The 24,884-nt window shown below is 42.9% G+C and carries 29 protein-coding genes and 1 pseudogene; 17 read left to right on the top strand and 13 right to left on the bottom strand.

The annotated features are described in order from the left end of the window. The 3 genes and pseudogenes from F6K49_RS07830 to F6K49_RS07820 form a co-directional block, all read right to left on the bottom strand. Positions 1–281 (bottom strand): annotated as a pseudogene (locus F6K49_RS07830) (sensor protein Chase2); the annotation flags it as partial. A gap of 257 nt (positions 282–538) precedes the next feature. Then, on the bottom strand, positions 539–1,522 hold the full coding sequence (locus F6K49_RS07825; RefSeq protein ID WP_293095620.1) for a DUF1822 family protein: 984 nt from the start codon (positions 1,520–1,522) through the stop codon (positions 539–541). A gap of 82 nt (positions 1,523–1,604) precedes the next feature. Further along, positions 1,605–2,243, bottom strand: coding sequence for a sigma-70 family RNA polymerase sigma factor (locus F6K49_RS07820; protein ID WP_293020060.1), 639 nt, complete (start codon positions 2,241–2,243; stop codon positions 1,605–1,607). Between the two features lie 738 nt (positions 2,244–2,981). On the opposite strand from F6K49_RS07820, the gene F6K49_RS07815 reads away from it, so the two are divergent. After that, positions 2,982–4,493: an FAD-dependent oxidoreductase gene (locus F6K49_RS07815; protein WP_293095615.1), complete on the top strand. Its 1,512-nt coding sequence runs from the start codon at positions 2,982–2,984 to the stop codon at positions 4,491–4,493. A 1-nt stretch (position 4,494) separates the two neighbouring features. On the opposite strand, the gene F6K49_RS07810 is transcribed toward F6K49_RS07815, so the two are convergent. Then, on the bottom strand, positions 4,495–4,722 hold the full coding sequence (locus F6K49_RS07810) for a hypothetical protein (RefSeq protein ID WP_293095609.1): 228 nt from the start codon (positions 4,720–4,722) through the stop codon (positions 4,495–4,497). A 38-nt stretch (positions 4,723–4,760) separates the two neighbouring features. On the opposite strand from F6K49_RS07810, the gene F6K49_RS07805 reads away from it, so the two are divergent. Both F6K49_RS07805 and F6K49_RS07800 read left to right on the top strand, forming a co-directional pair. Continuing rightward, the gene (locus F6K49_RS07805) at positions 4,761–4,925 is read left to right on the top strand and encodes a hypothetical protein (RefSeq protein WP_293095601.1); all 165 of its coding nucleotides are present in this window, start codon (positions 4,761–4,763) and stop codon (positions 4,923–4,925) included. A 7-nt stretch (positions 4,926–4,932) separates the two neighbouring features. After that, positions 4,933–6,072: a Na/Pi symporter gene (locus F6K49_RS07800; protein WP_293095595.1), complete on the top strand. Its 1,140-nt coding sequence runs from the start codon at positions 4,933–4,935 to the stop codon at positions 6,070–6,072. Between the two features lie 71 nt (positions 6,073–6,143). On the opposite strand, the gene F6K49_RS07795 is transcribed toward F6K49_RS07800, so the two are convergent. Further along, entirely contained in the window at positions 6,144–7,019 is an 876-nt protein-coding gene (locus F6K49_RS07795) for an alpha/beta hydrolase (protein WP_293095588.1), read from the bottom strand. 179 nt (positions 7,020–7,198) lie between these two features. Between F6K49_RS07795 and F6K49_RS07790 the strand changes: the two genes are divergently transcribed. Then, positions 7,199–7,654, top strand: coding sequence for a thioesterase family protein (locus F6K49_RS07790; RefSeq protein ID WP_364301058.1), 456 nt, complete (start codon positions 7,199–7,201; stop codon positions 7,652–7,654). Between the two features lie 263 nt (positions 7,655–7,917). Here the strand turns inward: F6K49_RS07790 and F6K49_RS07785 are convergent, their stop codons facing one another. From F6K49_RS07785 to F6K49_RS07775, 3 genes are all read right to left on the bottom strand, one after another. Then, entirely contained in the window at positions 7,918–8,118 is a 201-nt protein-coding gene (locus F6K49_RS07785) for a hypothetical protein (RefSeq protein ID WP_293042764.1), read from the bottom strand. A gap of 203 nt (positions 8,119–8,321) precedes the next feature. Continuing rightward, positions 8,322–8,711, bottom strand: a complete 390-nt coding sequence (locus F6K49_RS07780; RefSeq protein WP_293020067.1) for a type II toxin-antitoxin system VapC family toxin — start codon at positions 8,709–8,711, stop codon at positions 8,322–8,324. Further along, positions 8,708–8,938 (bottom strand): DUF2281 domain-containing protein, encoded by a 231-nt coding sequence (locus tag F6K49_RS07775; RefSeq protein WP_293020069.1) that lies wholly within the window; start codon positions 8,936–8,938, stop codon positions 8,708–8,710. The genes F6K49_RS07780 and F6K49_RS07775 overlap by 4 nt, the downstream gene beginning before the upstream one ends. A gap of 299 nt (positions 8,939–9,237) precedes the next feature. Here F6K49_RS07775 and F6K49_RS07770 point away from each other — a divergent pair, with 299 nt between their 5' ends. From F6K49_RS07770 to F6K49_RS07715, 11 genes are all read left to right on the top strand, one after another. Then, positions 9,238–9,759 (top strand): tetratricopeptide repeat protein, encoded by a 522-nt coding sequence (locus tag F6K49_RS07770; RefSeq protein WP_293064808.1) that lies wholly within the window; start codon positions 9,238–9,240, stop codon positions 9,757–9,759. Between the two features lie 267 nt (positions 9,760–10,026). Continuing rightward, positions 10,027–10,998: a hypothetical protein gene (locus F6K49_RS07760; RefSeq protein ID WP_293064811.1), complete on the top strand. Its 972-nt coding sequence runs from the start codon at positions 10,027–10,029 to the stop codon at positions 10,996–10,998. A gap of 718 nt (positions 10,999–11,716) precedes the next feature. Beyond that, positions 11,717–12,880 carry a Na/Pi symporter gene (locus tag F6K49_RS07755; RefSeq protein WP_293020073.1) on the top strand — a complete coding sequence of 388 codons (1,164 nt, stop codon included), beginning with the start codon at positions 11,717–11,719 and terminating at the stop codon, positions 12,878–12,880. 41 nt (positions 12,881–12,921) lie between these two features. After that, positions 12,922–13,251: a hypothetical protein gene (locus F6K49_RS07750; RefSeq protein ID WP_293020074.1), complete on the top strand. Its 330-nt coding sequence runs from the start codon at positions 12,922–12,924 to the stop codon at positions 13,249–13,251. Positions 13,252–13,279: 28 nt separating this feature from the next. Further along, entirely contained in the window at positions 13,280–13,681 is a 402-nt protein-coding gene (locus F6K49_RS07745) for a substrate-binding domain-containing protein (protein ID WP_293020075.1), read from the top strand. Next, positions 13,636–13,947 carry a substrate-binding domain-containing protein gene (locus tag F6K49_RS07740; protein ID WP_366514143.1) on the top strand — a complete coding sequence of 104 codons (312 nt, stop codon included), beginning with the start codon at positions 13,636–13,638 and terminating at the stop codon, positions 13,945–13,947. The genes F6K49_RS07745 and F6K49_RS07740 overlap by 46 nt, the downstream gene beginning before the upstream one ends. A 908-nt stretch (positions 13,948–14,855) precedes the next feature. Beyond that, positions 14,856–15,959, top strand: coding sequence for a saccharopine dehydrogenase NADP-binding domain-containing protein (locus tag F6K49_RS07735; RefSeq protein ID WP_293020077.1), 1,104 nt, complete (start codon positions 14,856–14,858; stop codon positions 15,957–15,959). 198 nt (positions 15,960–16,157) lie between these two features. After that, positions 16,158–16,802, top strand: coding sequence for an ATP/GTP-binding protein (locus F6K49_RS07730; RefSeq protein WP_365939938.1), 645 nt, complete (start codon positions 16,158–16,160; stop codon positions 16,800–16,802). Between the two features lie 628 nt (positions 16,803–17,430). Beyond that, positions 17,431–17,925, top strand: coding sequence for a protoglobin domain-containing protein (locus tag F6K49_RS07725; protein ID WP_293095576.1), 495 nt, complete (start codon positions 17,431–17,433; stop codon positions 17,923–17,925). Between the two features lie 140 nt (positions 17,926–18,065). After that, complete coding sequence (locus tag F6K49_RS07720; RefSeq protein WP_293021237.1) at positions 18,066–19,076, top strand: RNA polymerase sigma factor, RpoD/SigA family; 1,011 nt, start codon at positions 18,066–18,068, stop codon at positions 19,074–19,076. Positions 19,077–19,769: 693 nt separating this feature from the next. Next, positions 19,770–20,297 (top strand): hypothetical protein, encoded by a 528-nt coding sequence (locus tag F6K49_RS07715; protein ID WP_293043557.1) that lies wholly within the window; start codon positions 19,770–19,772, stop codon positions 20,295–20,297. Positions 20,298–20,464: 167 nt separating this feature from the next. On the opposite strand, the gene F6K49_RS07710 is transcribed toward F6K49_RS07715, so the two are convergent. Next, the gene (locus tag F6K49_RS07710; RefSeq protein ID WP_293043555.1) at positions 20,465–21,280 is read right to left on the bottom strand and encodes a lysophospholipid acyltransferase family protein; all 816 of its coding nucleotides are present in this window, start codon (positions 21,278–21,280) and stop codon (positions 20,465–20,467) included. A 10-nt stretch (positions 21,281–21,290) separates the two neighbouring features. Between F6K49_RS07710 and F6K49_RS07705 the strand changes: the two genes are divergently transcribed. Beyond that, complete coding sequence (locus F6K49_RS07705; protein ID WP_293095570.1) at positions 21,291–21,473, top strand: hypothetical protein; 183 nt, start codon at positions 21,291–21,293, stop codon at positions 21,471–21,473. 20 nt (positions 21,474–21,493) lie between these two features. Here the strand turns inward: F6K49_RS07705 and F6K49_RS07700 are convergent, their stop codons facing one another. Next, positions 21,494–21,709 (bottom strand): hypothetical protein, encoded by a 216-nt coding sequence (locus tag F6K49_RS07700; RefSeq protein ID WP_293021242.1) that lies wholly within the window; start codon positions 21,707–21,709, stop codon positions 21,494–21,496. Positions 21,710–22,152: 443 nt separating this feature from the next. Continuing rightward, positions 22,153–23,145, bottom strand: coding sequence for a hypothetical protein (locus F6K49_RS07695; RefSeq protein ID WP_293021243.1), 993 nt, complete (start codon positions 23,143–23,145; stop codon positions 22,153–22,155). 117 nt (positions 23,146–23,262) lie between these two features. Between F6K49_RS07695 and F6K49_RS07690 the strand changes: the two genes are divergently transcribed. Continuing rightward, positions 23,263–23,427, top strand: a complete 165-nt coding sequence (locus F6K49_RS07690; protein WP_083305265.1) for a hypothetical protein — start codon at positions 23,263–23,265, stop codon at positions 23,425–23,427. 333 nt (positions 23,428–23,760) lie between these two features. Here the strand turns inward: F6K49_RS07690 and F6K49_RS07685 are convergent, their stop codons facing one another. Next, complete coding sequence (locus F6K49_RS07685; RefSeq protein WP_293021244.1) at positions 23,761–24,417, bottom strand: Uma2 family endonuclease; 657 nt, start codon at positions 24,415–24,417, stop codon at positions 23,761–23,763. 51 nt (positions 24,418–24,468) lie between these two features. Next, positions 24,469–24,884 (bottom strand): Uma2 family endonuclease (locus F6K49_RS07680; protein ID WP_293095564.1); only part of this gene is annotated, 416 nt, incomplete at its 5' end.

The raw sequence follows: 24,884 nt of genomic DNA, 5'->3' as shown, positions 1-24,884 counted from the left end.
ACTTGGGCAGCATTGTAGCACCGTTCCAGTTTAGATACATTGGTCACTTGTACCACTGATGCTTCTAGACGGGAACGTAACCCCAAACTGTGATAACTCGTTGTCCAACTTTGGCACGATTGCAGAATTTCAGGAGCAGGAGGTAGCCTGCCAGTGATTTCCAACAAAGGGCTTTTGCCCTCTTCCAAAATCTGTAAAGTGACTGGAAACCCTTGGTCAAAACAACCATTTCCTATCTTTAAGACAACTAATTTCCCAATACTGCGCGTGTTATTGGTCATTGGTCATGGATCACTTGTGTTGCAGATGTGATTTGTCCCCTCATTTTACCTATTTATAGAGGTTGATAGAGGTTTATAGAGGGTGTATCGGTGCCTTAGGATTGACCACTGACTGATCTCAAAACTGATCTCAAAAAAGACACCAGATAACCGATCTATCCCCGTAATCTGAAGGACTTTGAATTATAACGCTTTCAGTGGTGTGTCGATGGCTAAATTCGGTAATTCTTAGATTGGCGGTAGACCACGGTACGGGTTCAGATGGTAAAATCCTCAATAATCCTGGCATCGTCAAGGGCAACTTCGACACTAAATTGCTCTCCTGGTACACCACTGAACTGCAATTGAATGTAATTATCGATTTGTCTGGCTTGGGCTTCGAGAAACACTGTTCCGGATGCATCCAGCACAGTGAGTGTGAGGTGGGGAGGCAAATAGGTTTTACTGCCAGTGGGATATACCTTGAGGCGAATATTTTGCTTGAGTTCAGATTCTGGGACAAGTTCCACCACCAAAGCCACGGGGGAACCCGCTAGCAATAGCCCTAAGTCAATCAACTTAGCCCGCCTAATCCCCACATCAAGATTTTCCTCTAGGGGTAATGCTTCAGTTGACTCTAGACCAACAGAGCGGAAAGCGAACATTGGTTCGGGTGGGTTTAAAAAGTTTTCCAAGCTTTCGAGAGTTTGCCAACCAGTTTCAACCACATTGTTTAACCATTGACTCAAGTTTACCTTTGTTCTTTGGACTACCTGTGAGATAGGTTGATGGAAGTGATCGATTAAATCATCAACAGGTTGTAGTTGGCTAATGGGTAACTCTTCGGTATCAGCAGTTGGAGTAAATCCTAACACTGTCCCCTCCGACGATCGTTCATCAATCTGAACAACTACATAGCCAATCCGATCACACCAAACTTCCGGGGGAATATGGCAGACGGAATCTTGGACTTTGATCGGTCGGCATTCGATACGACCGATACCGGATACTTCCAAGTCTGCCACATTAGCTAACAGGCGTATGATAGGGTTCCAGCTGTCTGAGGCTTTTAAATCTGTAGGCATGCCCAGCATTTGCATGTAATCATTGACAAGCAAGACAGCCAAGGTGTTGAGTCGAACTTGCTCAGCTTTTTCAGGGGTAGGCTGTTGCCTAGCAAATTGCTCAGCACTCCTGCGTGCATTCTGAGTAATGGGCAGAGGAAGGGCAAATTGTTCTAGGTTATGGGTGTTGTAGGTCATAGGAATTGTGTTTCTGTACTGATGTGAACACCTTGACTGAAGAAAGTTAATGTTAAGGTAAGTCTTTTTAAGGAACCTCCTATTATAGATATCCTTCCGATTCTCCAAATTTACGCAAACGGGGCAAACATTGTCGCTGATAAAAGCTACTTAATGTAGAAATTGATACATTAAACTCTTCTGATAGGGTTTTCCAGCTAGTTTCTGGAGGCAAGCGTCGCCAAATTAAGACTTGGCAGGTGACCTCTGGATTACCTTTGATATGGGTAGTGCGTAGATCACTATCAACAGCCGCCCTTTCCACCCATTCCCTGACATCTTCGAGTAAGGTAGGCACGTCGGGTGGAGCGGCCACACTATTGAGCGGGTCAACATTTTGACCATTTTTACCCTTGCTAGAAGATACTGTCTTACCTTGTCCGTCTATAGTCTTGATGCGAAAGTCTTGGAGTCGTTTCTTCAAGTAGAAATTGAGCCAAGTGATCACACTGCCACGGCTAGAGTCGTAGGGATTACCGGTTTTGCCTTCGCAAATATTCTGGCAAAAGTAAATCCAGGTTTGTTGGAGTGCGTCTTGATAGTAGGGAGTATGTTCTTGCCAAAGCTTCTTAGTGACTAAACGAATAATTTTTGTTAAGTTTCTTTGACGGTGAGCGCTTCCAGGTGGATGACTACATGCTGCGGTCACTAGCTGGTTGAGCTGCTCATATAGTTGAGTCATAATGCGATCGCTCCGCCTTTGCTGATATTGCCTTTCTCCGAAAATACTATTTTCAAACAGGTATGCATATCTTATGCAGGGTCAGCCTTAGGTCTCTAATCTGAACTACTCCAGGATACTCGGAGTTTTGGTTAAGACTAACCCAGTATTCAGCTGTTGACAGTTTAGTTATTATGTGTTAATAACGAGGGACTAGAAACTCGGATTAACTTTATAACATAGAATATAAAACACTTAATAGTTAATAGTAAACATTAAAATACACTAAATAATTACTTAGTGTTAAAAAAAAACAATTGAATTCAAGTATTAATACCTAACACCTAACACCTAACACCTAACACCTAATACCTAACACCTAAGCTAAGCAGTGATGTTTCCCAATTCCCAAAAATTTCTGATCAAATTTTCGGGAATCTGTGGAAGACACCTTGTAGTAAGTAAGTAACGTAGCTTTACTAGAGCTTGTCAAACATCTTGGACAGTTTTTGACATATGTCTCTAGGATTTCCTCCCAGTTGATGTACAGTGGCGGTTGTGACAATGGTTGCAGCCGCTTTTTTTTTGGAGGGGAATGGGTAATGGGTAATAGCCACTGCTGTATTTAGGATTGTGCCAATGCGTTCGCCTAGGGGCTCTTTTGGAGGATCCCATGACCGATCACAGAATTACCTTAACATAACTTCATAGTTGTGCGATCCTGAGAAAAGAGTTGTCAATAGACTCAAGTTTAGGTCAATGTCAGAATTCTCAGAAAGAAAACGAGTAGTTGTAGTGGGTGCTGGATGGGCAGGCTTAGGCGCAACTCACCACTTAGCCAAACAAGGTTACGATGTCACTCTCCTAGAAGCAAGTTCCTATCCCGGTGGTTTAGTGGCAGGATGGAAAACAGCGGGTGGACGTTCTGTAGAAGGGGGAATTCATGGTTTCTGGTATCCCTATCACAACATTTTCAACCTGGTAAAGGAACTCCGACTCAATCCTTTCACTCCTTTCACCCGTTCTTCTCAGTATTCTCCTGCTGGATTAGAAGTCGAATCCCCTATCTTTCAAAATCAACCACGACTTCCGACGCCCCTAGGAACCTTCCTCTACACCGACTTCAAACGCTTACCCCTGATTGATCGACTCTCTGCCTTACCCCTACTCTATGCTGTTGTTGACTTCGATAATTCCCACCAGGCATGGACTAGGTATGACTCGGTAAGCGCCCGTGAATTATTTAAACAGTTTGGGGTTTCGGCACGACTGTACAAGGATTCCTTTGAGCCCATGCTGTTAGTGGGTTTATTTGCTCCAGGAGAACAATGTTCAGCCGCAGCAGCCCTAGGAATGCTGTATTACTTCATTTTGGCTCACCAACCGGACTTTGATGTGGTCTGGTGCCGAGGAACGGTAGCACAGATGATATTTAAACCCTGGGTGGAACAGATTGAGAAAGCCGGGGGAAAGGTACTTACCAATAAACGGGTCAATGACATTATTATAGACCACACAGGCAAGGCCAAAGGGGTAATGTGTGGTGATGAATGCTTTGAGGCTGACGCGGTGATTTTTGCTGTCAGTGTCAATGGTATGAAGAAAATCCTTCAGAGTAGCACCATGCTCCAAAGCCGCAAGGAATTCCGCAACCTGATGAATTTAGGGGGAATTGATGTGCTATCAACCAGGCTATGGTTTGACCGCAAAGTTGAGATTCGCCATCCCTCTAATGCTTGTTTTGGCTTTGATGCAACCACGGGTTGGACATTTTTTGACCTTAATGCTTTGCACGATGAGTACCGGGATGAAGCTGGTAGCGTGATTGAAGCAGACTTTTACCATGCTAACCAGTTGCTACCCCTAAGTGATCAGCAAATTATCCAGAAAGTTCAGCGTGACCTAGGCACCTGTGTTTCTGGTTTTCGAGAGGCAAATCTGATTGACAGTAGTGTGATTCGAGTACCGCAAGGGGTGACTCACTTTGCTCCCGGTAGCTATCAGTATATGATGCAGCGAACCACTAGTATTGAAAATGTATTTATGAGCGGGGATTGGATTGTCACTCGCCACGGTTCTTGGTCTCAGGAAAAGGCGTATGTTACCGGTTTGGAAGCAGCAAATTTGGTGATTAGGCGCTTTAGACAGGGAAATCTCGCCAAGATTATTCCTGTTGATGCTGATGAATTCCATATTCAGGTGACACGGAAGATTAATAAAACTGTACGGGAGTTTGGTCAGACGTTATTCACTAATTTTTGGTTACCTTGATTTAATTTGGTAATTTTAAGGAATAGGGAATCGGGAATAGGGAATAGGGAATAGGGAATAGGGAATAGGGAATAGGGAATAGGGAATAGGGAATAGTTGCGTAGGGTGCGTGATAAGACGGAAAGCCTCTGATTTTATCGGTAGCCAGTATTGGGACAGTCCGTCCGAGGCAGGAAACTGGCAAGATGCCAGTTCCACAACAAGATGCCCATTCCACCCACCGCGTCAAACAGCATGCATTGAGATGCACCCTTTTATAAATAGGTAATGAACAATTTTACTGATTTTTCATTACCAAAAAAAAACCAGCTTTTTAGTACTGTTCCCTGTTCCCTATTACCTGTTCCCTTTTTAGTACTGTTCCCTGTTCCCTATTCCCTGTTACCTTTTGCTATCAATCCTATGTTCACAACCCAAATACAAACACTATAGTAGAGTAATGGAAAGCGTTCAGAACTCAGACAAGCTTGTTGTTACCTTCTACAAATGGGTAGGTATTCTGGTTTTGGTTTACCTACTGATTGTGGCAGTAGGGATAATTGGTACAGGCTTTAGGTCAGCTACTGGGGAGCAAGTCAAGGAATTGTTCAAGTTTGCTACTAATCCGTTTGCTGGCTTAATTGTCGGTACCCTAGCAACTGCTTTAATCCAATCGTCAAGTACAGTAACCTCGATTATTGTCGGTCTAGTAGCTGGTGGTTTGCCAGTGGCAACGGCTGTTCCAATGGTTATGGGGGCTAACATTGGCACCACCATCACTAATACACTGGTTAGTTTAGGACATATTCAAAATAAGGACGAATTTAAACAGGCTTTTGCTGCTGCAACCATCCACGACTTTTTCAATCTGATTAGTGTCGTTATCTTCCTACCTTTGGAAATTACCACTCACTTCCTGGAAAAGATTAGTCTGTTTTTAACAAGCCTGGTTGTGGGGGAAAACTCGATTAATTTAAACAACGTTAATCTGATTAAATTTGCCACTGCTCCAGTCACTGATAGGATTAAAACTGTCAGTAACATTTTACCAGAACCATTTAATGGTATTGCCCTGATTGTCCTAGGTATCAGTGTTATTTTCCTATCCATCTTTTTCATTGGCAAACTTCTCAAAACCCTAATGGTAGGACGAGCGAATGAGATGTTGCACACTGCTATCGGTAACGGTCCCATTGCTGGGATTGCTTCTGGGACACTAGTCACTGTAATTGTGCAATCTTCCTCGACAACCACCAGCCTGATCGTTCCCCTAGCTGGTACAGGTTTATTGAGTTTACAAGAAATTTATCCCTTCACCCTAGGGGCAAATATCGGAACCTGTATCACTGCCTTACTTGCGGCGACCGGAATAACGGAAAACCCAATCCCTGCTCTAGAAATAGCTACAGTGCATCTACTTTACAACACCCTCGGAGTTGTGATCATCTACAGCATTCCTGTCTTGAGACAAATGCCAATCCTGGGTGCAGAAACCTTAGCTACTGTTGCCACTGAGCGGAAGTATTTAGCATTCCTCTATATTGGAAGCGTTTTCTTCTTGATTCCGGTACTACTTCTGAGTCTATCGACGTGGCTGTAAGTATTCAGCTATCAGCTATCAGCTATCAGCTTTGAATGTAGAATGAAGAATGAAGAATGGAGAAGGAAGAATTAATTCTTAATTCTTCCTTCTCCATTCTGACAGACAACTTGGGGATTATTGCTAATCCAGTTGTCGATATCTTTTAAAACCTGATCGGGAATTTCCCAAGGAAACAAGTGAGCAGTATTGTCATAGCATTGCCATTGGCTATCCTTAAGATGTTGAGCGGTTTCTCGACTTGATGCTGCGGTAATATGGCGATCAGCAGCTCCTGCTAAGACCAGGGAGGGGCATTGAATCTGCTGTAAGTCTGGCAAACGGTTATACCCAGCCCTAATGGCAGCGTTTAGTGCTTCTGTAGCGGCTTGGGAGGTCTGTAAATAGGCTGATATGGTGTGGTTGGCAAGATATTGGTAGGTGCTGGTTGTGTGTTGTTGGATCAGGTATCGAAAAAGCGATCGCTTACCAAATGTGTCAATATTCCACTGCCATCCTGGTTGTAACCAATTTAATGCAGAAGCGATGCCGGTATAGAGATTATCCTGCCAACTAATGGGGGGATGATTACCCCAAGGTCGAGCGGCTGTAGCGATTAAAATTAAACCTGTGACTCTCTGAGGTAGCTTCAGAGCAAGCTCCATTGCCAAAATTCCCCCTAAAGACCAACCTAGTATCAAACAGCGGTCAATGTGGTAGTAGTCGAGAAGGGATTCCAAGTCAATCAGGTGGTCGGTCATCTGAAAATCCCGATCAGCTGGACTTCTACCATATCCTCGCAAATCAGGGCTGATAGTCCAGAACTTCTGGGATAGATGTTGGGTAAAAACCGAAAGGCACTGACTTGAGCCGGGATGACCGTGAAGGCACAGAATTGGGAATCCTGACCCCTGGAGGTCAGTGTTGAGATATACTGCTGCTTGGTAGTTTTTTTTAATCCCATTCATGTTAATTGTTAATTGTTACTTGTGTAAGCATTCAGCCATCAGCCGTCAGCCGTCAGCCGTCAGCTTATTTTATTCAATAGCACCTCAAGGAGGTTACGCTATGGGCAGAAACTTTGTAAGCATTCAGCTGATAGCTGATAGCTGATAGCTGATAGCTGATAGCTGATAAGTGAAATGGTATGATCTCTTTTACTTATAATCGCACTGTGCGCTTTTCAGATACGGATGCGGCTGGTGTGGTCTATTTTGCTAATGTTTTATCTATCTGCCATGAAGCCTATGAAGCCTCTCTAGATGTATCGGGCATTAATCTCAAGTCCTTTTTCACTCAGCCAGCTGTGGCAATTCCGATTGTTCATGCCAGTGTGGACTTCTTGGGTCCTATGTTTTGTGGGGATCCACTGCTGATTCACGTGATGCCTGAGCAGTTGAGTGAAAGTAAGTTTGAGATTGCTTATCAGGTTGTTACAGCTTCTTCATCGCAACAGTTACTGGCCAAGGCAATTACGAAGCACGTTTGTATTAATGCAATGACTAGAACTAAAACTCCCTTACCTAAGGAAATCGTGGAATGGCTAGGGAGTAGGGAGTCGGGAGTCGGGAGTCGGGAGTCGGGAGTCGGGAGTCGGGAGTAGGTAAGAGGTAAAAAATCCTCTTTACCTGATAGCTATGAAAAACTCTTTACTAATTTTATCATCCCTTATGATATAGCTGACGGCTGACCGCTGACCGCTGACCGCTGACCGCTGACAAAAAAAATAGCCGTAGAAATACTATCTACGGCTAGTTCAACTTTTGATTGATGTCAGAAAAATACCCGAAACTTTCGGATGTGATCCTATGCTATCAGACCAAACCCAAGGCCAAGGGGGGAAAATCCCCCCAGAAATTTAAGGTGTTATGGCAACAACCAATACTTGGTCATAGTAGTGATCACTTCACCGGGAATATCGGTCGGCTCCAGAGGAGTCCACTCTGCGATTTCTGCATAGCCCAATGAATAAAGCATCTGCATACTATGGATTACTGATTGACGAGGACCTTTCAGAGTGTGCTGAGTAGGTTGTTTCTTGAAGTTGCGAGTAAATTCTTCTGGCATCTTTCAAAAGTTGAACTTTGATTTACAATGATTATTGTAATAATTATAAAATTATTTGTCAAGGGTTTTAAAATTTTTTTTTTTGGGGTTTAGGAGTAATAAAAAAAAGCGATTATCTGTAGGATAATCGCGTAGCGGCTCTTTAAAATGGTAAGCATGTGGCCTTTGGTAAACGGCTGAATGCTTACAGCTTTATCAGTCAGTCAACTAACCCATAGTCTTTGAATTGGATAAGCATCAAATTTATTATCCCGACTAATCAAAACCAGAGATCTATTCATGGCTTGAGCAATCAACATTCTATCAAATGGATCACGATGATGTAGGGGTAGATTAGAAATTTGCAGGGTGTCGATAAATGCAATAGGTAGTAAAGTAATATCTGATGATTGCAGTTCAGATTCAATGGTTTGATAATTTCGTTGCAGTGATAACTTACCAAGATTCAACTTAATCGCAATTTCCCAGAGACTAGCAATACTCAGATAAACGCTATCCGCTGCATCAATCATGTCTCTTAGTTTATTAGGCAAATTTGGGTCATTTTCAGATAACCAGATCAAGGCATGAGTGTCTAACAGGAAAGAGCTCATTCCATATATTCCTTAAAATCGTCTAATGGTTCATCAAAATCATCAGGTAATGGTAGCACAAAGGTTCCTTTTAAGATCCCTGAACGACGTTTCTTGCTAGCATGCTGCTCTGGGGAAACATCTTGGGAGTAGTTTTCCATTAGATACTTGGCATAATGCAGCAGTTCTTGTTTTAGGGATTCTGGCATTTTACCCACTGTTTGTAATATTTCTGTGTCAATATTCATGGGTTTTACTAGTTTAGTTGGTGTTAAATAATTTTTATAATAATGTATAAAATATTATAGCATTTTTAGTTTATTTATGAATAGAGCCTGGATCGAAACAAGGAGCAGGGAGCAGTGTCAAGATATCCGAGGAGTGTTTGGTGTTACGATAAATTAAGATTGCTTGTCATAATCTATTGAGAAATGCTATAAGTATTAAATCTTGCCTCTGGCCTTTCCCTAAGGGATTGCAGCAGACAATGTTGGCAGTGGCTGAAGATTGGTGAATCCAGGGTGATTTAGATAAGTCTAATTTGGTAATGAATATTCTAAAGCGGTTGTATTATTGTTTAATAACTATTAAACAACGGTTGATGGGGAGAAATCGCAAAACATCTGATCCCCAATTCGAGTTTTTATTAGAGGTTATACAAGCAATTGAAGACAGTAGGGGTGATGAGCAGGTAGTTTACCCATTACTAGCAGCAAATACAGACAAAATTAATGATAGACTAGCTAAATTATTGCATGTTGTGGGAACAAGTATTCTGGAGAAAGGAGAAATATATGAAACGGCGCTCTTATTAGGATATATTGGCGATTTAAGCACTTTAATTGCACAATTTCCCTTGGGTGACAAAGCCAGGAATATGGAAATTGCCATTACTGGCAATAAAATCGTACTAACTTTTTTCACCCGTGAAGTTTGTGCCGAAAAATGGGCTTTGACTCAAAACAATCTTGGAGGTGCTTACATTGATAGAAGAAAAGGGAAGAAAGCACAGAATATAGAACAGGCGATCGCTTGTTACCAACAGGCTCTTAGAGTTTATACCTTTTAGGCTTTTCCTGTTGAGTGGGCAATCACACAAAATAATCTCGGTAATGCTTACAATAACCGAATAAAAGGGGAGAAAGCACAGAATATAGAAGAAGCGATCGCTTGTTTACAAGAGGCTCTTAGAGTTTTTGCCTTTGAGGCATTTCCTATTCATGACACTTATGCCGTTGATATAACTCTGTATTACCAAAATGTCACTGTTCCAGTCGGTCAATTTAGTCGGTTAAATCCTCAAGGGTGTCTGCTAGCCAGCACTATTCAAGCTTCCTTGGGACAAACCTTAGTACTCTATGGCGAACCAGTGGGTACTCCCGAGGAGGATAGAAAGTTAGCAGATGCTTGTGTGGATGCTTTTTTCCAGGGAACCGACCAAAAACCCCAATTTAGCGCATCTGGGCAGTTATTTGGTAGCCCAATTTTTGCCTATGACAACGGTAAGGAGAAACCAACGGAGCAATGTCACCTTCTGGTCTGGTTAAACCGTCACCCAGAAACCTTAAACCTGGCACAAAAGACTTACTTTTCATTGTTAAATCTGTTGTGCTGTCGCAGTAAAATCCTGTTTGCTTATGATCAAGCCCGTTGGTGTTATCGCCAAACTAGAGGACTCTATGGGCAACTGGAACAAGAGGTTCAAGGCTTCAAGGAATTGCCAAGGGAGCGAAAAACAAGGCTAGAGCAACTGAAGCAGAAACTGACCGAGATGCCATCCAAGACCTTTGACTATGCTGGTTATCTGCGAGACATGGAAGATCACAAAACTGCGATCGCTACCAATGCCGCCAACTATAACTACTGGCTAAAAAAAATCAGTGAATCTAGTCTCAAAGACGATAATATCGAGTTTTTGGAAGACTTCCTAAACCAAAGAACCGAGCTATTTCAAAATCAGATTCAAGTCAATCTCAATTATCTCAAACCCGGTCAGCAACTATTTGACCAGATGCTTGGTAGTATCCGAGGCATTGTGGAAACTGAACAAGCACAACAAGAGAAACGATTAGAACGTTGGATTGCCTCGGTGGGTATTGGTTTAGCGGTCAGTGGTATTTCTTCCCAAACTGATGCTAAACCTCTAGAAGCGATCTTGATCAAACTAAACCCCAATGTATCTATAGAAAAATGCCCTAAAGCTGAACTCCAGTCTTGCTTGAGTTACACTTTCTGGTTTGTGCTATTTCATGTTTTGCTTGGTGTGGGAGTTGGTGCGATTACTGCTTTAATTTTGGGTCGAAAGTAGGGAGTCGGGAGTCGGGAGTCGGGAGTCAGGAGTCGGGGGCTTTTCTGGTGGGCAAAAACCCTTTGGTTCTTTTGATAATTCTAGAGCCTAAAATTTTGCCCACCCTACTTTATAAAAGTTTATTCTTTTGATAAATAATTTATAACTCAAAGTTAAACTTTGTGATATAATTTTAGCTCTGGAATCAAGTAGACAGCCTTTTCTAGGGTAGTGAGGCAATGCTGCGTGGGTTTTGGATAAATCTTTCTAAGCTGTGGTTGGGATCCCCCTCCCGTCCCCCTTAATAAGGGGGAAGCCAATTAATAAGGGTGAAGCCAATTTTCCCCCCTTAATAAGGGTGAAGCCAATTTTCCCCCCTTAATAAGGGTGAAGCCAATTTTCCCCCCTTGCTAAGGGTGAAGCCAATTTTCCCCCCTTAATAAGGGTGAAGCCTATTTTCCCCCCTTAATAAGGGTGAAGCCAATTTTCCCCCCTTAATAAGGGTGAAGCCAATTTTCCCCCCTTAATAAGGGTGAAGCCAATTTTCCCCCCTTAATAAGGGTGAAGCCAATTTTCCCCCCTTGCTAAGGGTGAAGCCAATTTTCCCCCCTTGCTAAGGGTGAAGCCAATTGTTCCCCCCTTGCTAAGGGGGGTTAGGGGGGATCCCTACTCTTACGTTACCAATCCTTGAACCCTCTGGCTTATACCTCACCGGAAAGGCTATAGTTTCACATCAATTATGAGCAACATTTCAGAGCAACCTATAGAAAGAAGCCAACCGGCAAACCAAACTAACAATATTCTGGAATGGATTAAAGTTGTACTTTTAGTATATCTGCTAATTGTAGCAGTTGGCATGATTGGTACGGGTTTTAAATCCGCAACCGGATCACAGGCTAAAGAATTATTTGCCTTTGCCACTAATCCTTTCTTAGGACTAATCGTTGGTACCGTTGCCACAGCATTAATTCAATCATCCAGTACCGTAACCTCAATTATTGTTGGTTTAGTGGCTGGAGGCTTACCGGTAACCACTGCTGTGCCAATGGTGATGGGGGCAAATATTGGTACCAGTATTACCAATACCTTAGTTAGTTTAGGTCATATTGGGGATAAGAAAGAATTTAAGCGAGCCTTTGCTGCCGCTACAATCCATGACTTTTTCAACTTACTGAGTGTAGTCATTTTTCTGCCCGTTGAGATTATCTTTCACCCCCTAGAGAAGATTGCCCATTTCTTAGCTCAAAACTTAGTAGGAGGCGGTTCTCTAAGTGTCAAAGATTTGAACTTTGTCAAAGCTGCCACTAAGCCAGTTGTGAGTGTGTTTAAAACCATAACTCACGTTTTACCAGGGCCCTTTGATGGTATTGCTTTGATTATTTTAGGAATCGCGATGATTTTCTTGACCATTAGTTTTATTGGCAAACTGCTTAAAGTCCTAATGGTCGGTCGTGCCAAAGATATTCTTCATACAGCCATTGGTAAAGGACCAATCGCGGGTATTGCTGCTGGTACCTTAATGACAGTTCTGGTTCAATCTTCCTCCACTACCACCAGCTTGATGGTACCCTTGGCCGGTGCAGGGGTATTTGGCCTAGCGCAAATCTATCCCTTTACCCTTGGTGCGAACATTGGCACCTGTATTACCGCCTTGCTAGCAGCCACCGCTGTTTCTGGCGCAGAAGCCGTTCCTGCCCTAGAAATTGCCATGGTTCACTTGATCTACAACGTGCTTGGGGTGGTTATCATCTATGGCATTCCCTTCCTCTGTCGCTTGCCAATTATCAGTGCAGAAACCCTCGCTGCTGTGGCTAGTGAACGAAAAGCGATCGCATTTGCCTATATCATAGGCGTCTTTTTTGTGATTCCTGGCATCCTCCTTGGTGCTACGGCCATTTTCTAATAGTGGAATAATCAAACATTTATAGGGAGCTTAAATAAATTTTGATAATTTTTGTTCCCTACTCCCTACTCCCTACTCCCTACTCCCTTCCCTATACCATGAATGAAAGATTGGAATATATTGAAAAATTAGAAGGGCAAATTAACGAAGCCCAGACTACTCTCAACCGCTTAAAGGCAGAACGAGAGGAACTCATCCAAAAATTGCAACATGAAGAAATCGAGCGTCTAGAAGAACATTTAGAAAACGCTCAAGTTAAACTCAAAGACATTAACGCAGCAGCTGAAGAAGCATGGCACGAATTAAAAGAAACCATCGAACAGCTGCTGCATACTATCAGTGATAGCTTAAAAAACCTGATGCATAAATAAAGCGATAAAAATTTCCAAGGAAAAAACCATGAAGACAATCTTAGGAGCATTAGTTGCTACTCTTGGTGTAATCACCCTAGCTACTGGATGTTCAAATCAAGTACAAGACTCAGCACAATCTGGCATCCTGGGCGATGGTGAATTTAGCACTGAATCAGTCAATGTTTTATCAGTTTCCACCGGCAAATTCATCAAAATTGATGGCTCTAGCACCGTCTTTCCCATTTCTTATGAAGCAGCTAAGCGTTACCAACGAGATGTTACCGATGCCCCTGCGATCGCAGTCAGCTTTTCTGGTACTGGCGGCGGTTTCAAGAAGTTTTGTGCTGGGGATACGGACATCAATGATGCCTCTCGCCCGATTGAAGCAGATGAGATGGCAACCTGCAAGGCCAATGGAGTAAGTATATTGAACTTCCCGTCGCCTTAGATGCTATTACCCTGGTAGTCAGCCCTAAAAATACTTGGGCTGAGGATATTTCCGTAGCAGAATTGAATAAAATTTGGCAACCACAAGCAAACGTAAAAATCGAAAAGTGGAATCAAATTCGTCAGTCTTGGCCAGACCGTCCTCTTAATCTCTATGGTCCAGGAGAGGATTCCGGAACCTTTGACTATATATTTTTCGACCTCAGAGTTAGAAGAAGTTTTGCTTACTCCCTTGAAAGTTTTAATGGAACAGCCAAAATTTATTAGTGGTTTGACTTGTTTTCATTGGTGGCCTAAAACAACGTTTGCGATAACTGATTAGCCGGATTTGATATTATAACTTTTTGTACCACACTTCTGTAAAATTATTCCAATTCCTTTGTGCTGGTAACGTGAACGTAAGCATTCAGCCGTCAGCCGTCAGCCGTCAGCCGTCAGCCGTCAGCATTCAGCCGTCAGCTGACGTAACAAAGATTAAACGAAGCTTACTTGTTTTATTTAAAAGCTCAAAGCTCAAAGCTGAGAGCTGAGAGCTGAGAGCTGAGAGCTGAGAGCTGATAGCTGATAGCTGAATGCTTACAGGTGAACAAGCTTTTACCCCTTCTATATCCAGAAGTTCTGTCAGCAGTTTAATTTCCTTTTTTGATGCCATAATGACAAATACATCCTCAAATTACATTATAGCGGTTTTTAGTATAACGAGGTACACAGGCTTTTTTACCTCTTGCTAGCATGCCTATTGCTAGCATGCCTATTGCCTCTTTTATGCTCCGAAGTCCCTGCTCCGAAGTCCCTACTCCCTGCTCCCTACTCCCTCAAAACATGTACCTCACCTAATTGAAAACCGCTATATAACAATAGATTATCCTTAGAAGTCAAATCAAGCTACATGTCAGGCTATAATTTGATCCATTTTTTGAGTTTAGTTAAGGTTTCAGCTAACATTTTAGCATAGTAGATACTGAAGACCCATAGTTAAAAAAATTACTATTAGTAAAACCCAATGGACACAATTAAATTAAATGATAATCAATGCTTGAAATGTTGTCAGAATCACAAGGAGTAAAGAGTTGAGCGTAGAGCATCAGGATAATTAATGATTCTATTCCCTACGGTCGGTGAAACCAGCAACCGTAATATAGAAATGCGATAAGTATTCAACCGGACATGATCTAATGACAGACCAGGTTTTAATCCTAGGAGGCAAAGGACGAATCGGGAACAGTGTAGCGCAAGACTTACTTGCCCATACTCAGGCGAAAATTACGATTACCGGACGTCAGGGTAAACTTGATCTAGTATTACCACAACAGTTACAGCCCCCCGTGCAGTTTCTCCCTCTAGACTTAGCTGATCAGGAGGGGTTAAGAAATGCGATCGCATCTCACAACCTAGTGATCCATTGTGCTGGTCCGTTTCTCTACCGAGACGCTACTGTCCTAAACACTTGCATCGAACAAGGGGTTAACTATCTCGATGTCAGTGACAACCGTGCTTTTACCCGCAAAGCGTTAGCTTTCCGTGAACAGGCTGCTGCTGCTGGTGTCACCGCTATTGTGAATTCTGGCATTTTTCCTGGTATCTCCAATAGTATGGTGCGTCACGATGTAGAACAGTTAGATGTTGCAGAACGGATTCACCTCAGCTATGTAGTTGCCGGTTCTGGTGGTGCTGGAGTGACGGTGATGCGTACTACTTTCCTGGGATTGCAAGAACCGTTTGAAGCTTGGATTGATAATCAGTGGCAAACCGTGAAACCTTATAGCCTACGCGAAACCATCCAATTCCCTGCTCCCTATGGTAAAGCTGGTGTCTACTGGTTTGATATGCCAGAAGCCTTGACCTTAGTGGACTCATTCCCCGTTAACACGGTAATCACTAAATTTGGCTCAGTTCCCGATTTTTATAATCATCTGACCTGGATAGCTGCCCATATCTTTCCCTCATCTTGGCTGAAAAATCCCGCTGGAATCGAGTTTTTGTCCCATGTCAGCCACATCATGACCGATGTAAGCGATCGCGTTAGTGGCGTTGGTGTTGCCATTCGCTCAGAGGTTACTGGTTACAAAGATGGTAAATCAGCCCGTGCTGGCTCAACCTTAGTCCATGAGAATACTGCTGTCGCTGCTGGGGTGGGTACTGGTAGTATTGCGGAACTGATGCTTACTGGTCAACTCAATAAACCGGGAGTTTGGCCGGTGGAACAAGCCCTATCTACGCCATTATTTGAGCAAACTATACAAAGTCGAGGACTCAAGATTAATACTGTTGAAGGTTAGGTATTAATACCAAATCCCCTTTGATAATCCTCCTTTAACTGAGCTCTTGCACCAGTACAAAAAACTTAATAACGGCAGTGATAACAATCAATTTAAGTACTGAAATCACCAAATCTTATCACTGTTCCCTGTTCCCCTCCCCCCTTACTAAGGCTAGGGGGGATTCCTGTTCCCTACCTTTACAGGTAAATCTTAAACTTGGTTCAAGATCTGAGTTTAACTCAAATTACAGGACTTACCCCACCAAATTTCCCTTTCTCATCTGCTAAGACTGAAATCTACTCAATATTAACTAGTCTTAGTGGAGTAAATCCCATGAAAAGTGTCCGTGTCGTAGTAACCGGAACTGTAGGAGCTGGCAAATCTACTTTTGTGAGGACAGCAAGTAATGTTGAAGCTGTGGAAATAGAAAGTAAAGCCACCGACGAAATACTTCTGCTAAAGAAAAAAACTACCGTTGCATTTGACTTTGGTAGCCTTACCTTTGGTAACAATCTAAATGTTCATATCTACGGTACTCCTGGTCAATCTCGCTTTGACTTCATGTGGGATATTTTGATTCGTGAAGCTCACGCCTATATTGTACTGGTGCCAGTTCATCGACCCAGTAGTTTAAACAACTCTCGTGAGCTTCTGCTGTTTATGAAAGAGCGAGTAAATGTTCCCATGATTATTGGTTTAACCCATATGGATTGTCCAGGGGCAATGACCTCAGAGGAAATTATCAGAACTCTCGGTTATAGCAACCCTCACAATCAACCCCCAAGTGTGATAGTTAATCCCAATCAGCGAACCTCAGTGCTTGAGGCTTTGGTGCTTCTGATGGATCTCCTAGATTCCTAGACAAGCCAGTAGCTAGTGCCGTTCAGCTCAAATAACTGACCAGCCCCTGTCAGGTCGAAACCCATAAAACAAAGGACGTTTGTCAGGGCGAAGCATTCGCACATAAATTCTTGGTTTGCTCCCAAATTTGCTAGCCGAATACTTCGCCCCAAGGATTATCGTTTCTAAGAATTGCCATGTTCTGTAATTTGTGTTTATAAAACTACACAAATCATTAATTAGCGTCACTAAAAAAAGTGATCCGGATTGAACGGATCACTTGCTGAAAAGCTTAGTAGGTAAACGTTATAGAGTTTACCTATAAATGTATTATCTAAACATCCAGGAGTTTAGGTTATAGGTACATTCAACGATAGATGAAGTCAATAGTTTAAAATTCTGGTAAACCCAAACTATAAACTTCACTAAAACTATACAAAAAAAGACTTGTAACTCTTTTATTTAATAAAATTACAAAGCTAAAATATAACTAATTTACATGATTATCTTTTCGGTTAAAATTATCTATTCAGATAATAATTAATCAAAACATTGCTATACTGTTTAAATACTATAAAATTCAATCGGGGTGCTTTGCTAAATAGTCAAGTAATAACTTAGAGTTAGATTCAGCTATATCGGAGTAATTATGAGCTTAGATCCCCAGGAATTTATGACCAAGATGGAAAAGCGTGTCAATTTGACCAATGAAGACAAAGTGCTTCTGAAATCACAGGCAGATTGGGGAAAAGAAATTGCTTCTGAAATGGCAGACCATTTCTATACTTACTTAGGTAATGATGAAGAAATGGATGCCATTATGAAAGAGAAGGAAGGTCGTATGGAGCGCCTACGGGTAACCTTTGTGCAATGGTTTTACGAAATGTTCACTGGTATGGATGACTGGGGAAAAGCCTATGCTGAACGTCGTTGGCGTATAGGTTTGGTACATGTGAAAATTGGTATCGGTCCTCAACATGTCGTCCCAGCCATGGCAATTGTGGTGCAGGCATTTACTAACCGGATAAAAACTGATAGTAAAGATGAAGCCTTGCGGGATGCCCTCAGTCGGATCTGCATGATTGATTTAGCCTTCATTGAGCAAGCCTATGTAGAAGTGAGTTCGGCAGCGGGAAGGAGGTAGGTGGTTAATACCTCTTGTAATAAATGTAATGCAATCCATGGCGCAATGATCTCAAGGGAAAGAGATTGTAGTTACTTGATGGAGTAAACATCCGCAACAGAATCTACTATACTGCTTGTTTTTGGAGTTACCACTCACCCATGCCCACTTCTAAGACCAAAACCAAAACTACTAAGCCGACTAAGCCGACCAAGCCGACCAAGCCTAGCTTCTCAGCAGATATGGTTCGTACCTATCTTCATGAGATCGGTCGCGTACCTCTGCTGACCCATGAGCAAGAAATTGTTTATGGTAAGCAAGTGCAGCAAATGATGGCACTCTTAGGGGAAAAAGCCACCTTGGAACAGGAGCTAGAGCGCGAACCGACAACTGAAGAGTGGGCTTCGTACATTAATAAGAGCGAAGCAGAACTGAAAAAAGCCATAGACCAAGGTACTCGAGCCAAGCGCAAGATGATTGAAGCGAATCTGCGCCTAGTAGTAGCGATCGCTAAGAAGTATCAGAAGCGCAACATGGAATTCTTGGACTTGATCCAGGAAGGTACCTTGGGCTTAGAGCGAGGGGTTGAGAAATTTGACCCAACCAGGGGCTACAAGTTTTCCACCTACGCCTATTGGTGGATTCGGCAAGCGATCACCCGTGCGATCGCTCAGCAAGCTCGTGCAATTCGGCTGCCTATCCACATTACTGAAAAGCTCAATAAAATTAAGAAAGTACAACGGGAACTATCCCAGACCCTAGGTCGCAATGCTACTCCCACCGAGATTGCTAAGGAGTTGGATTTAGAACCAGCTCAGATTCGGGAATATTTGAGCATTGCTCGTCAACCCATCTCTCTCGACGTTCGGGTGGGAGATAACCAAGACACAGAGCTGTCTGAGCTGCTAGAAGATGATGGTCTAACACCGGTTAACTACACCACTCAGGAGTCCTTGCGGCAAGACCTAAATCTGCTGTTAGCAGAACTCACCCCTCAACAGCGGGAAGTGCTAGCGCTACGCTTTGGGTTAGAGGATGGCAAAGAGCTGTCTCTGGCTAAAGTTGGTAAGCGACTTAACCTCAGTCGTGAACGGGTGCGCCAGTTAGAACATCAAGCTTTAGCACAGCTACGGCGTCGCCATGCTAATTTCCGGGAGTACATCGCTAGCTAGCTAATGGTTGACTGTCTTCCAAGCATGAGTGGTAGCCAGAAACGGTTACCACTTCTTTTTTTGTAAAGAAATGTAAAAAACCCCGAAATCTCTGTTCTTACCTTTGGAGTATTTCTATAGTCAGAGCAAAATTCACATCACTGTATAAGTTCACCTATAATTTCACAAAATTTTCACATCAAAACCGGAGAGTGAGGAGGTAAAAAACCTGGGGGAGCCATTTAAGAAGCAATTTCTACCTCAACCTGGACGAAAAATTATTCCAAGGGTTGAATAAAAGATGAGTCTGGACTCACCTATTTCAGCAAAAGGTCACTCATAGTTGCTTAAAGCTTGGGTCAACCAATAGCTGGGAGAAAGCTGATAGTCAAGCTTCAGCAAAATTTCAGGCTATGACCAGCGCCAAGTGTGACAGTTGATAAACCGATCAACAAAGGAACAAACCAAAGCATAGTTTAGGCTTAAATAGGTTTATAACCTCAAGAGTCAACATAACTCTGGTTTAAGAAAAATTAACTTTTTCTGATTGATTATGGCTTCATCAATTGACGGTCTAAACTCTCAGAATTTTTGCTTAGGGTGTCTTACAGTTTTTTTTCAAAGGGGGTAAGTATGATGCTTAACCAATTAACTGGATCGTTCTTGTCAGCACGTCAACTGCTAAATCTTAGAAAACTACCCCTAACAACGCTATTGCTAACGATAGGATTGGTAACTACCTCATCAACTATAGCAACACCAGCACCTCAACCGCCAGATCAAGCCATTGATACTACAGCTAGAGCCTACACTCAAGCAACGAGTCGAAATGCATCAATGCCTGATGATGGCATTTACCTGTATGGTGAATCCTCACAACCAGGACAGATTGGTAAAGAATATCTAGTATTTGAAGCGAATCAGGGCAACGTGCTTGGTGCGGTATATATGCCTCACTCAGAATATAGCTGTTTTTACGGCACCCTAGATTCAAAACAAATGGATTTGACGGTTATTGATCCCTACAACCAAACCGCTTTGTCCCATACCATTTCCCGTCAACAGCACTCACCTATTGCTGTAGTTGGTGAACGGCTAAGTCTTGACCATCGCTATAGCGCTATTACTTATCCTTACAAAGTTGGACTAGAAGGATATCAACCCATTAGTTCTATTAGTGATAGTGACCAGGAAATTTTGAGGGTTTGCCGGGATAACTACCAAGGAAGAGTCACCGAGTGATTAATGCTCCCTAGGACTAATACTAGTTGCTAGGTAATTCAAGTTTGACTTGACCATTAACAACGTTGGATTAGGTATAAGGCTTGCTGTAGGGAGCATTAAATCAAAAATTCAATCTCTAAAATTTAAATGCTATGCTAATTAAACCATAAAATTGGAACAGTTACTCATAACCCAGCAACCAAACGATTTAGCTCCGATTGCATTTGAGTAGAAACTTGCTCGTAACAAGCATCAACATAATCTTGATCGCGAGCAGCAACACGACCATAGCGCTCAAAAACAATCGGAGGGCAAACACGAGTTGTGATGGGTATGGGCAAGGGTATATTGGGTAGAGGACCAATCGCCAATCCCCAAGGCAAACCGAGATAAATTGGGAAAACTTGTGGGTCAAGACCAAATAACCAGGGTATCCCCAACTCGTGTAGTTGTCGTGCCTGTTGATAGCAGTCACCTAAGACAATCAAGGTATCATGGGCACCATTGGATATAATCGGTACAATCGGAACCTTTTCTCGTAGTGCCAGTTTAATAAAGCCCTTACGTCCAGCTAATTGAATTTGATGACGCTGGCTATGGGGACGGAATACATCTTGGGCACCCCCTGGATAGACTAAGACACTAGCTCCCTTACGAAAAGCAGCGATCGCCATTTGGGGATGAGCCATGATTGCCCCGATCTTTGCCGCTAGCTGCGCCAGGGCTGGATAAATTTGCCAGGCATTGGAATGCATCAGACCATAAACTGGACGCTGGGTGCCAAAGCGGCGAAACCAGTCATACATCATCATCACCATATCAGGGGAAGCTAATCCACCATTGTGGGAACCAACCAACAGCACCTTACTCTCAGGAATGTGCTGCCAGCCATCAGTTTTCACCCGAAAGTAGTAGCGATAAAACCATTCCCACTGGGGCAGATAGGATTCAATTACTTCTGGATCTCGCTCTTCTAAAGACCAACCAAACCGATGCGTCAAGGCTATACTATTGAGTGAACTACAGTTCAATCCTATTCCAAAAAAACCTGAGCTAGAGGTTAAGTTGATGACTAAAAGGTCTTACCAGGGATGCGACTGTATTGGTAAGCATTCAGCCGTCAGCCGTCAGCCTTGGCCAAAGACCACGCTACGCGAATGGCTGATACGCGACACGCTGATAGCTGATAGCTGAATGCTTACCTGTATTGTTTGTTATATTGTTACTCTAGCGCTTACTGTATTAATTTCCTCTTGCTCCGGGTCTCGGTCAAAAATAAGTATATATTCCATCTCAGGCATCAGTCTGCGCAGAACTTGTAGATGAGCCTCAGCGTCAGTTCGGCGACGAAAGCGAGCGACAATAATTCGCTGCATTTTAGGAAGTGGCTTGATAATACACCATGGGCTTAGTCGATCACGGTAGGTCATAGCACCCTGCTCCATCATGTTTGATTGATTATTTTGATAAAATCGATAAATAGATTAAATCTCTTTGACTAAACCTACAGTTATAAAACTACAGTTATAGCCGTTAGAACCTTAAGCAGTTGAACACTTCAAGACAGTGCTTTTAGCGCCTCTATTTTCTACGGTGATCTGAGCACGGTTAGATCACCTTAAAAGTCTACTTGCAGTTGATCTGCTTGTAGGGATGTCCAACCCTCCGACCCTATCTATAAAAGCAGCTACGAGAGAACACTGTGTTGCCAAATTGCCGATTTAAATAAAAAAGCTTCCGTTATCTGTTAGCCATTAATATCATGTCAGGATAATTACCCTTAATAAAAATCCCCCCATCTCCCCATCTCCCCATCTCCCCATCTCCCCATCTCCCCTTAATTATGGGTATTCAACCAGACTTGATATAACCATTACCCATCCCCGATTTGCTGTTGATCATAAGCACATAGCAAATTCCTAACTACCTGGGGAATCTCCTCAAAATGCTCCAAGAGAAAATCCATCAGGGCAAGATGGCGCAAATCAATGGGCTGGGGACGGCGATAGTTGTGACCGCTGGAAAACCAGCGCTGAACGGTGGCAGTTGAGCGAGAGCAAATACTAGCGATTTGTTCGTAATTCACATCCCATTTATGATAGAATTGTCTAGGAGTCATACCAAGTTGACAGTTGCTGTAGAGTTCAATTAGATCTTGCTCTCGTTGAGTTAGAGTCCGGGGAGGGGTTCTATATTGATCATCGAAACGGTATCTCCCAGAAGGAGTTCGTAGCACATTGGGGGATTTCAAATAATTTCTAGGGCCAAGAGCCTCAGTGCAAGTCCAAGAATAGGAATCTTTATAGTTGGTTGTTACCCTACCCTTAGGATGCCGAGGTTCAATGTCTTCTTCCCAAGCTGTGTCAGCAACGATCCAAGCTGCACTAGGAGAGTCTTTGTCAAGCCAGATCAGGTAGCAAATTGCCCATTGGCTTTGATGCCTGGCGTAGGCGTAGAAGAATCCGATCACAACACCCCAGTCCATTTGACCGTTTAGAGGTCGCCACCTAATCGGTGATCCTGTTTGATAACGGGGTGTTGCTGTAGGGTTCCAAGTACCTGGGGGGTCTATTGATGGGGGCGCGATTTCTGTTTTAATGGGGTCAAACAGTATATCTGAGTCTCCCTGGCGGATCGTATTTAAATAACTGGCTATCAGTTTTCCGGTCAGATTCTGAGTTAGGTGCTGGATAAGGACGGTAGCTAGAGTTTTTAGTTCTGGTTCTTCTATATCCATTGACTCTGCATTGAAGTCAGCATCCCCGTAGCTTTTCAAATGGGACAACAGTTGTGTGATGCCGAATTCATCTAAGGCTTGCTGATAGCTAGGAGGCTGATCGCTTTTTTCTCTAACTGTTTCTACCATAGGAAACTTGCTGGTAATTACATCAATATTATACTATTATGTATATAAAAGATACGTTTTAAGTACAAATAAGGTAAAATTTTACATCAAATAACAGGTGAACTTAGAATAGAGATTATGAGCAAACGTATACAAGTAACCTTACCCGACCGGATTGCAGACGATTTACAGCGATGGGCTGATTACGATGGACGCCCTCTATCGAACCTTGCTGCTTACCTTCTAGAACGTGCTGTTACCGAGGCCAAGAAAGAAGGTGTTGAATGGGACAAAGAGTCTTGATCTCCACCAACGGTTGATTACCCCATGAGCCAGAGCGCGCTAATCGCGCTTTATTTTAATAACTAGTATGGCTCAAGTAATCGAAGCTAGAAATCTCAGCTTGTAGGGTGGCCAAAAACAGTTTTTTTTGTGAGTATTCTAGATTATATTACTTTGCCCACCCTACTTGAATTGGTATTTTTTGTAAACGCAAGTCTCTAATCGAAGCTAGAAATCTCAGTCTGTATAAATTCGATGATAAGTTTAGGTTGCAACACCTTAATAATCCTCATTAAGGCATTGCTGAATAGAGTAATCAGCAACGCCTTAAAACCAAATACTTTAGCCGCAACGTTAATCCTCTGGTAGATTTTCTCTCACCCATTTACGCCAAGCTAAAATCATGGTAGTGTCATCCTGGGTTTCTGCCTGCTGCAAAAACTGATTGATAATTTCTACAGAGAGAATCTCAAAGGTGAAATTGTCCTGACAACGAACATAGTCTCCATTTTGCAGCCGGTAAATTTCTACAGTTTGTCCTATATAACGCCAAACTTCAGGTACTCCTATCTGCTTGTAAATCCCAAATCTCCGACTGGATGAACTGGTAATATCGACTTCAATCACCAAGTCTGGTGGAGGATCATTGGCTAAATCTACTGTCCTGCCTTGAATATAGTCAACATTGCCGATGTAGTAGCAAGAGTCAGGTTCTGCACCATGCTCTAAATCCTCCCGATTCAGGGTTGTAGAAGCAAACCCTTTGACCCGAAGATTCAGTTCTTCGGTTAAGGTATTCACCATCCGTTCTAGCAGCTGCTTGTATGTCTCATGGCGATCTGAGGGCATCGTGATTTCTAGCATTCCTTGAGCATAGGCAAGACGCGAGGCTCGATGATCTCCTAAGTCTGCCAATAGCGCCTTGTACGTCTGCCAACTGACGTTTTGTAAGACAATTCTCTGGGTAGTTTTAACAGGTGAATCCTCATCTGAACTAAAAGTACTGGCCATTGATGCAGTGATTGTGGTGAAAACGCGAACGCACAAATCCTTAACAGCGACTTAATCCAATTGGTCTGGATTAATACCTAACTCACGCAGTCGCGCCGCCAAACGTTCTGCTCGTTGCTTAGCTTTTATAGCTTCGAGCTGAGCTTGTGCTAACTCCTCGCTTGCTAGAGGAATTAAATTCCCCTCAAGGGTCATCCAGCGTAACCATAATCGGGGGATATCGCGAAAACTGCCACGCCACAACCCTAAACTTAATCCCAACTCCGGCATCAGTAACCTGTCCTGATTTAGCACTGCGGGTTTGTAGTGATCACCAACTAGATGAAACCCTTGTAACTCGTTGGTATAGCGACTAAAAATTACATAGTAAGGTACTCGCAGAATCTGTTCATAAACCTGCCACTTAGTCGGAGGTTTTCCCGGTGCGCTCACGGTTTGACCATGATCTTCATCTTCGGTGCCAGGAG

This window comes from Moorena sp. SIO3I6, assembly GCF_010672095.1.
Note: the sequence above shows the minus strand (reverse complement) of the source record. Positions and strands in the feature narration are given on the sequence as shown.

Excerpts from the sequence above, each read along its gene's own strand:
- F6K49_RS07700 (WP_293021242.1), bottom strand. The coding sequence starts at position 21,709 with ATGACCTACCGTGATCGACTAAGCCCATGGTGTATTATCAAGCCACTT.
- F6K49_RS07795 (WP_293095588.1), bottom strand. The coding sequence starts at position 7,019 with ATGAATGGGATTAAAAAAAACTACCAAGCAGCAGTATATCTCAACACT.
- F6K49_RS07820 (WP_293020060.1), bottom strand. The coding sequence starts at position 2,243 with ATGACTCAACTATATGAGCAGCTCAACCAGCTAGTGACCGCAGCATGT.
- F6K49_RS07780 (WP_293020067.1), bottom strand. The coding sequence starts at position 8,711 with ATGAGCTCTTTCCTGTTAGACACTCATGCCTTGATCTGGTTATCTGAA.
- F6K49_RS07800 (WP_293095595.1), top strand. The coding sequence starts at position 4,933 with ATGGAAAGCGTTCAGAACTCAGACAAGCTTGTTGTTACCTTCTACAAA.
- F6K49_RS07695 (WP_293021243.1), bottom strand. The coding sequence starts at position 23,145 with ATGGTAGAAACAGTTAGAGAAAAAAGCGATCAGCCTCCTAGCTATCAG.
- F6K49_RS07770 (WP_293064808.1), top strand. The coding sequence starts at position 9,238 with ATGAATATTCTAAAGCGGTTGTATTATTGTTTAATAACTATTAAACAA.
- F6K49_RS07815 (WP_293095615.1), top strand. The coding sequence starts at position 2,982 with ATGTCAGAATTCTCAGAAAGAAAACGAGTAGTTGTAGTGGGTGCTGGA.
- F6K49_RS07790 (WP_364301058.1), top strand. The coding sequence starts at position 7,199 with ATGATCTCTTTTACTTATAATCGCACTGTGCGCTTTTCAGATACGGAT.
- F6K49_RS07785 (WP_293042764.1), bottom strand. The coding sequence starts at position 8,118 with ATGCCAGAAGAATTTACTCGCAACTTCAAGAAACAACCTACTCAGCAC.
- F6K49_RS07755 (WP_293020073.1), top strand. The coding sequence starts at position 11,717 with ATGAGCAACATTTCAGAGCAACCTATAGAAAGAAGCCAACCGGCAAAC.
- F6K49_RS07725 (WP_293095576.1), top strand. The coding sequence starts at position 17,431 with ATGAGCTTAGATCCCCAGGAATTTATGACCAAGATGGAAAAGCGTGTC.
- F6K49_RS07720 (WP_293021237.1), top strand. The coding sequence starts at position 18,066 with ATGCCCACTTCTAAGACCAAAACCAAAACTACTAAGCCGACTAAGCCG.
- F6K49_RS07745 (WP_293020075.1), top strand. The coding sequence starts at position 13,280 with ATGAAGACAATCTTAGGAGCATTAGTTGCTACTCTTGGTGTAATCACC.
- F6K49_RS07690 (WP_083305265.1), top strand. The coding sequence starts at position 23,263 with ATGAGCAAACGTATACAAGTAACCTTACCCGACCGGATTGCAGACGAT.
- F6K49_RS07685 (WP_293021244.1), bottom strand. The coding sequence starts at position 24,417 with ATGGCCAGTACTTTTAGTTCAGATGAGGATTCACCTGTTAAAACTACC.
- F6K49_RS07735 (WP_293020077.1), top strand. The coding sequence starts at position 14,856 with ATGACAGACCAGGTTTTAATCCTAGGAGGCAAAGGACGAATCGGGAAC.
- F6K49_RS07805 (WP_293095601.1), top strand. The coding sequence starts at position 4,761 with ATGAACAATTTTACTGATTTTTCATTACCAAAAAAAAACCAGCTTTTT.
- F6K49_RS07825 (WP_293095620.1), bottom strand. The coding sequence starts at position 1,522 with ATGACCTACAACACCCATAACCTAGAACAATTTGCCCTTCCTCTGCCC.
- F6K49_RS07775 (WP_293020069.1), bottom strand. The coding sequence starts at position 8,938 with ATGAATATTGACACAGAAATATTACAAACAGTGGGTAAAATGCCAGAA.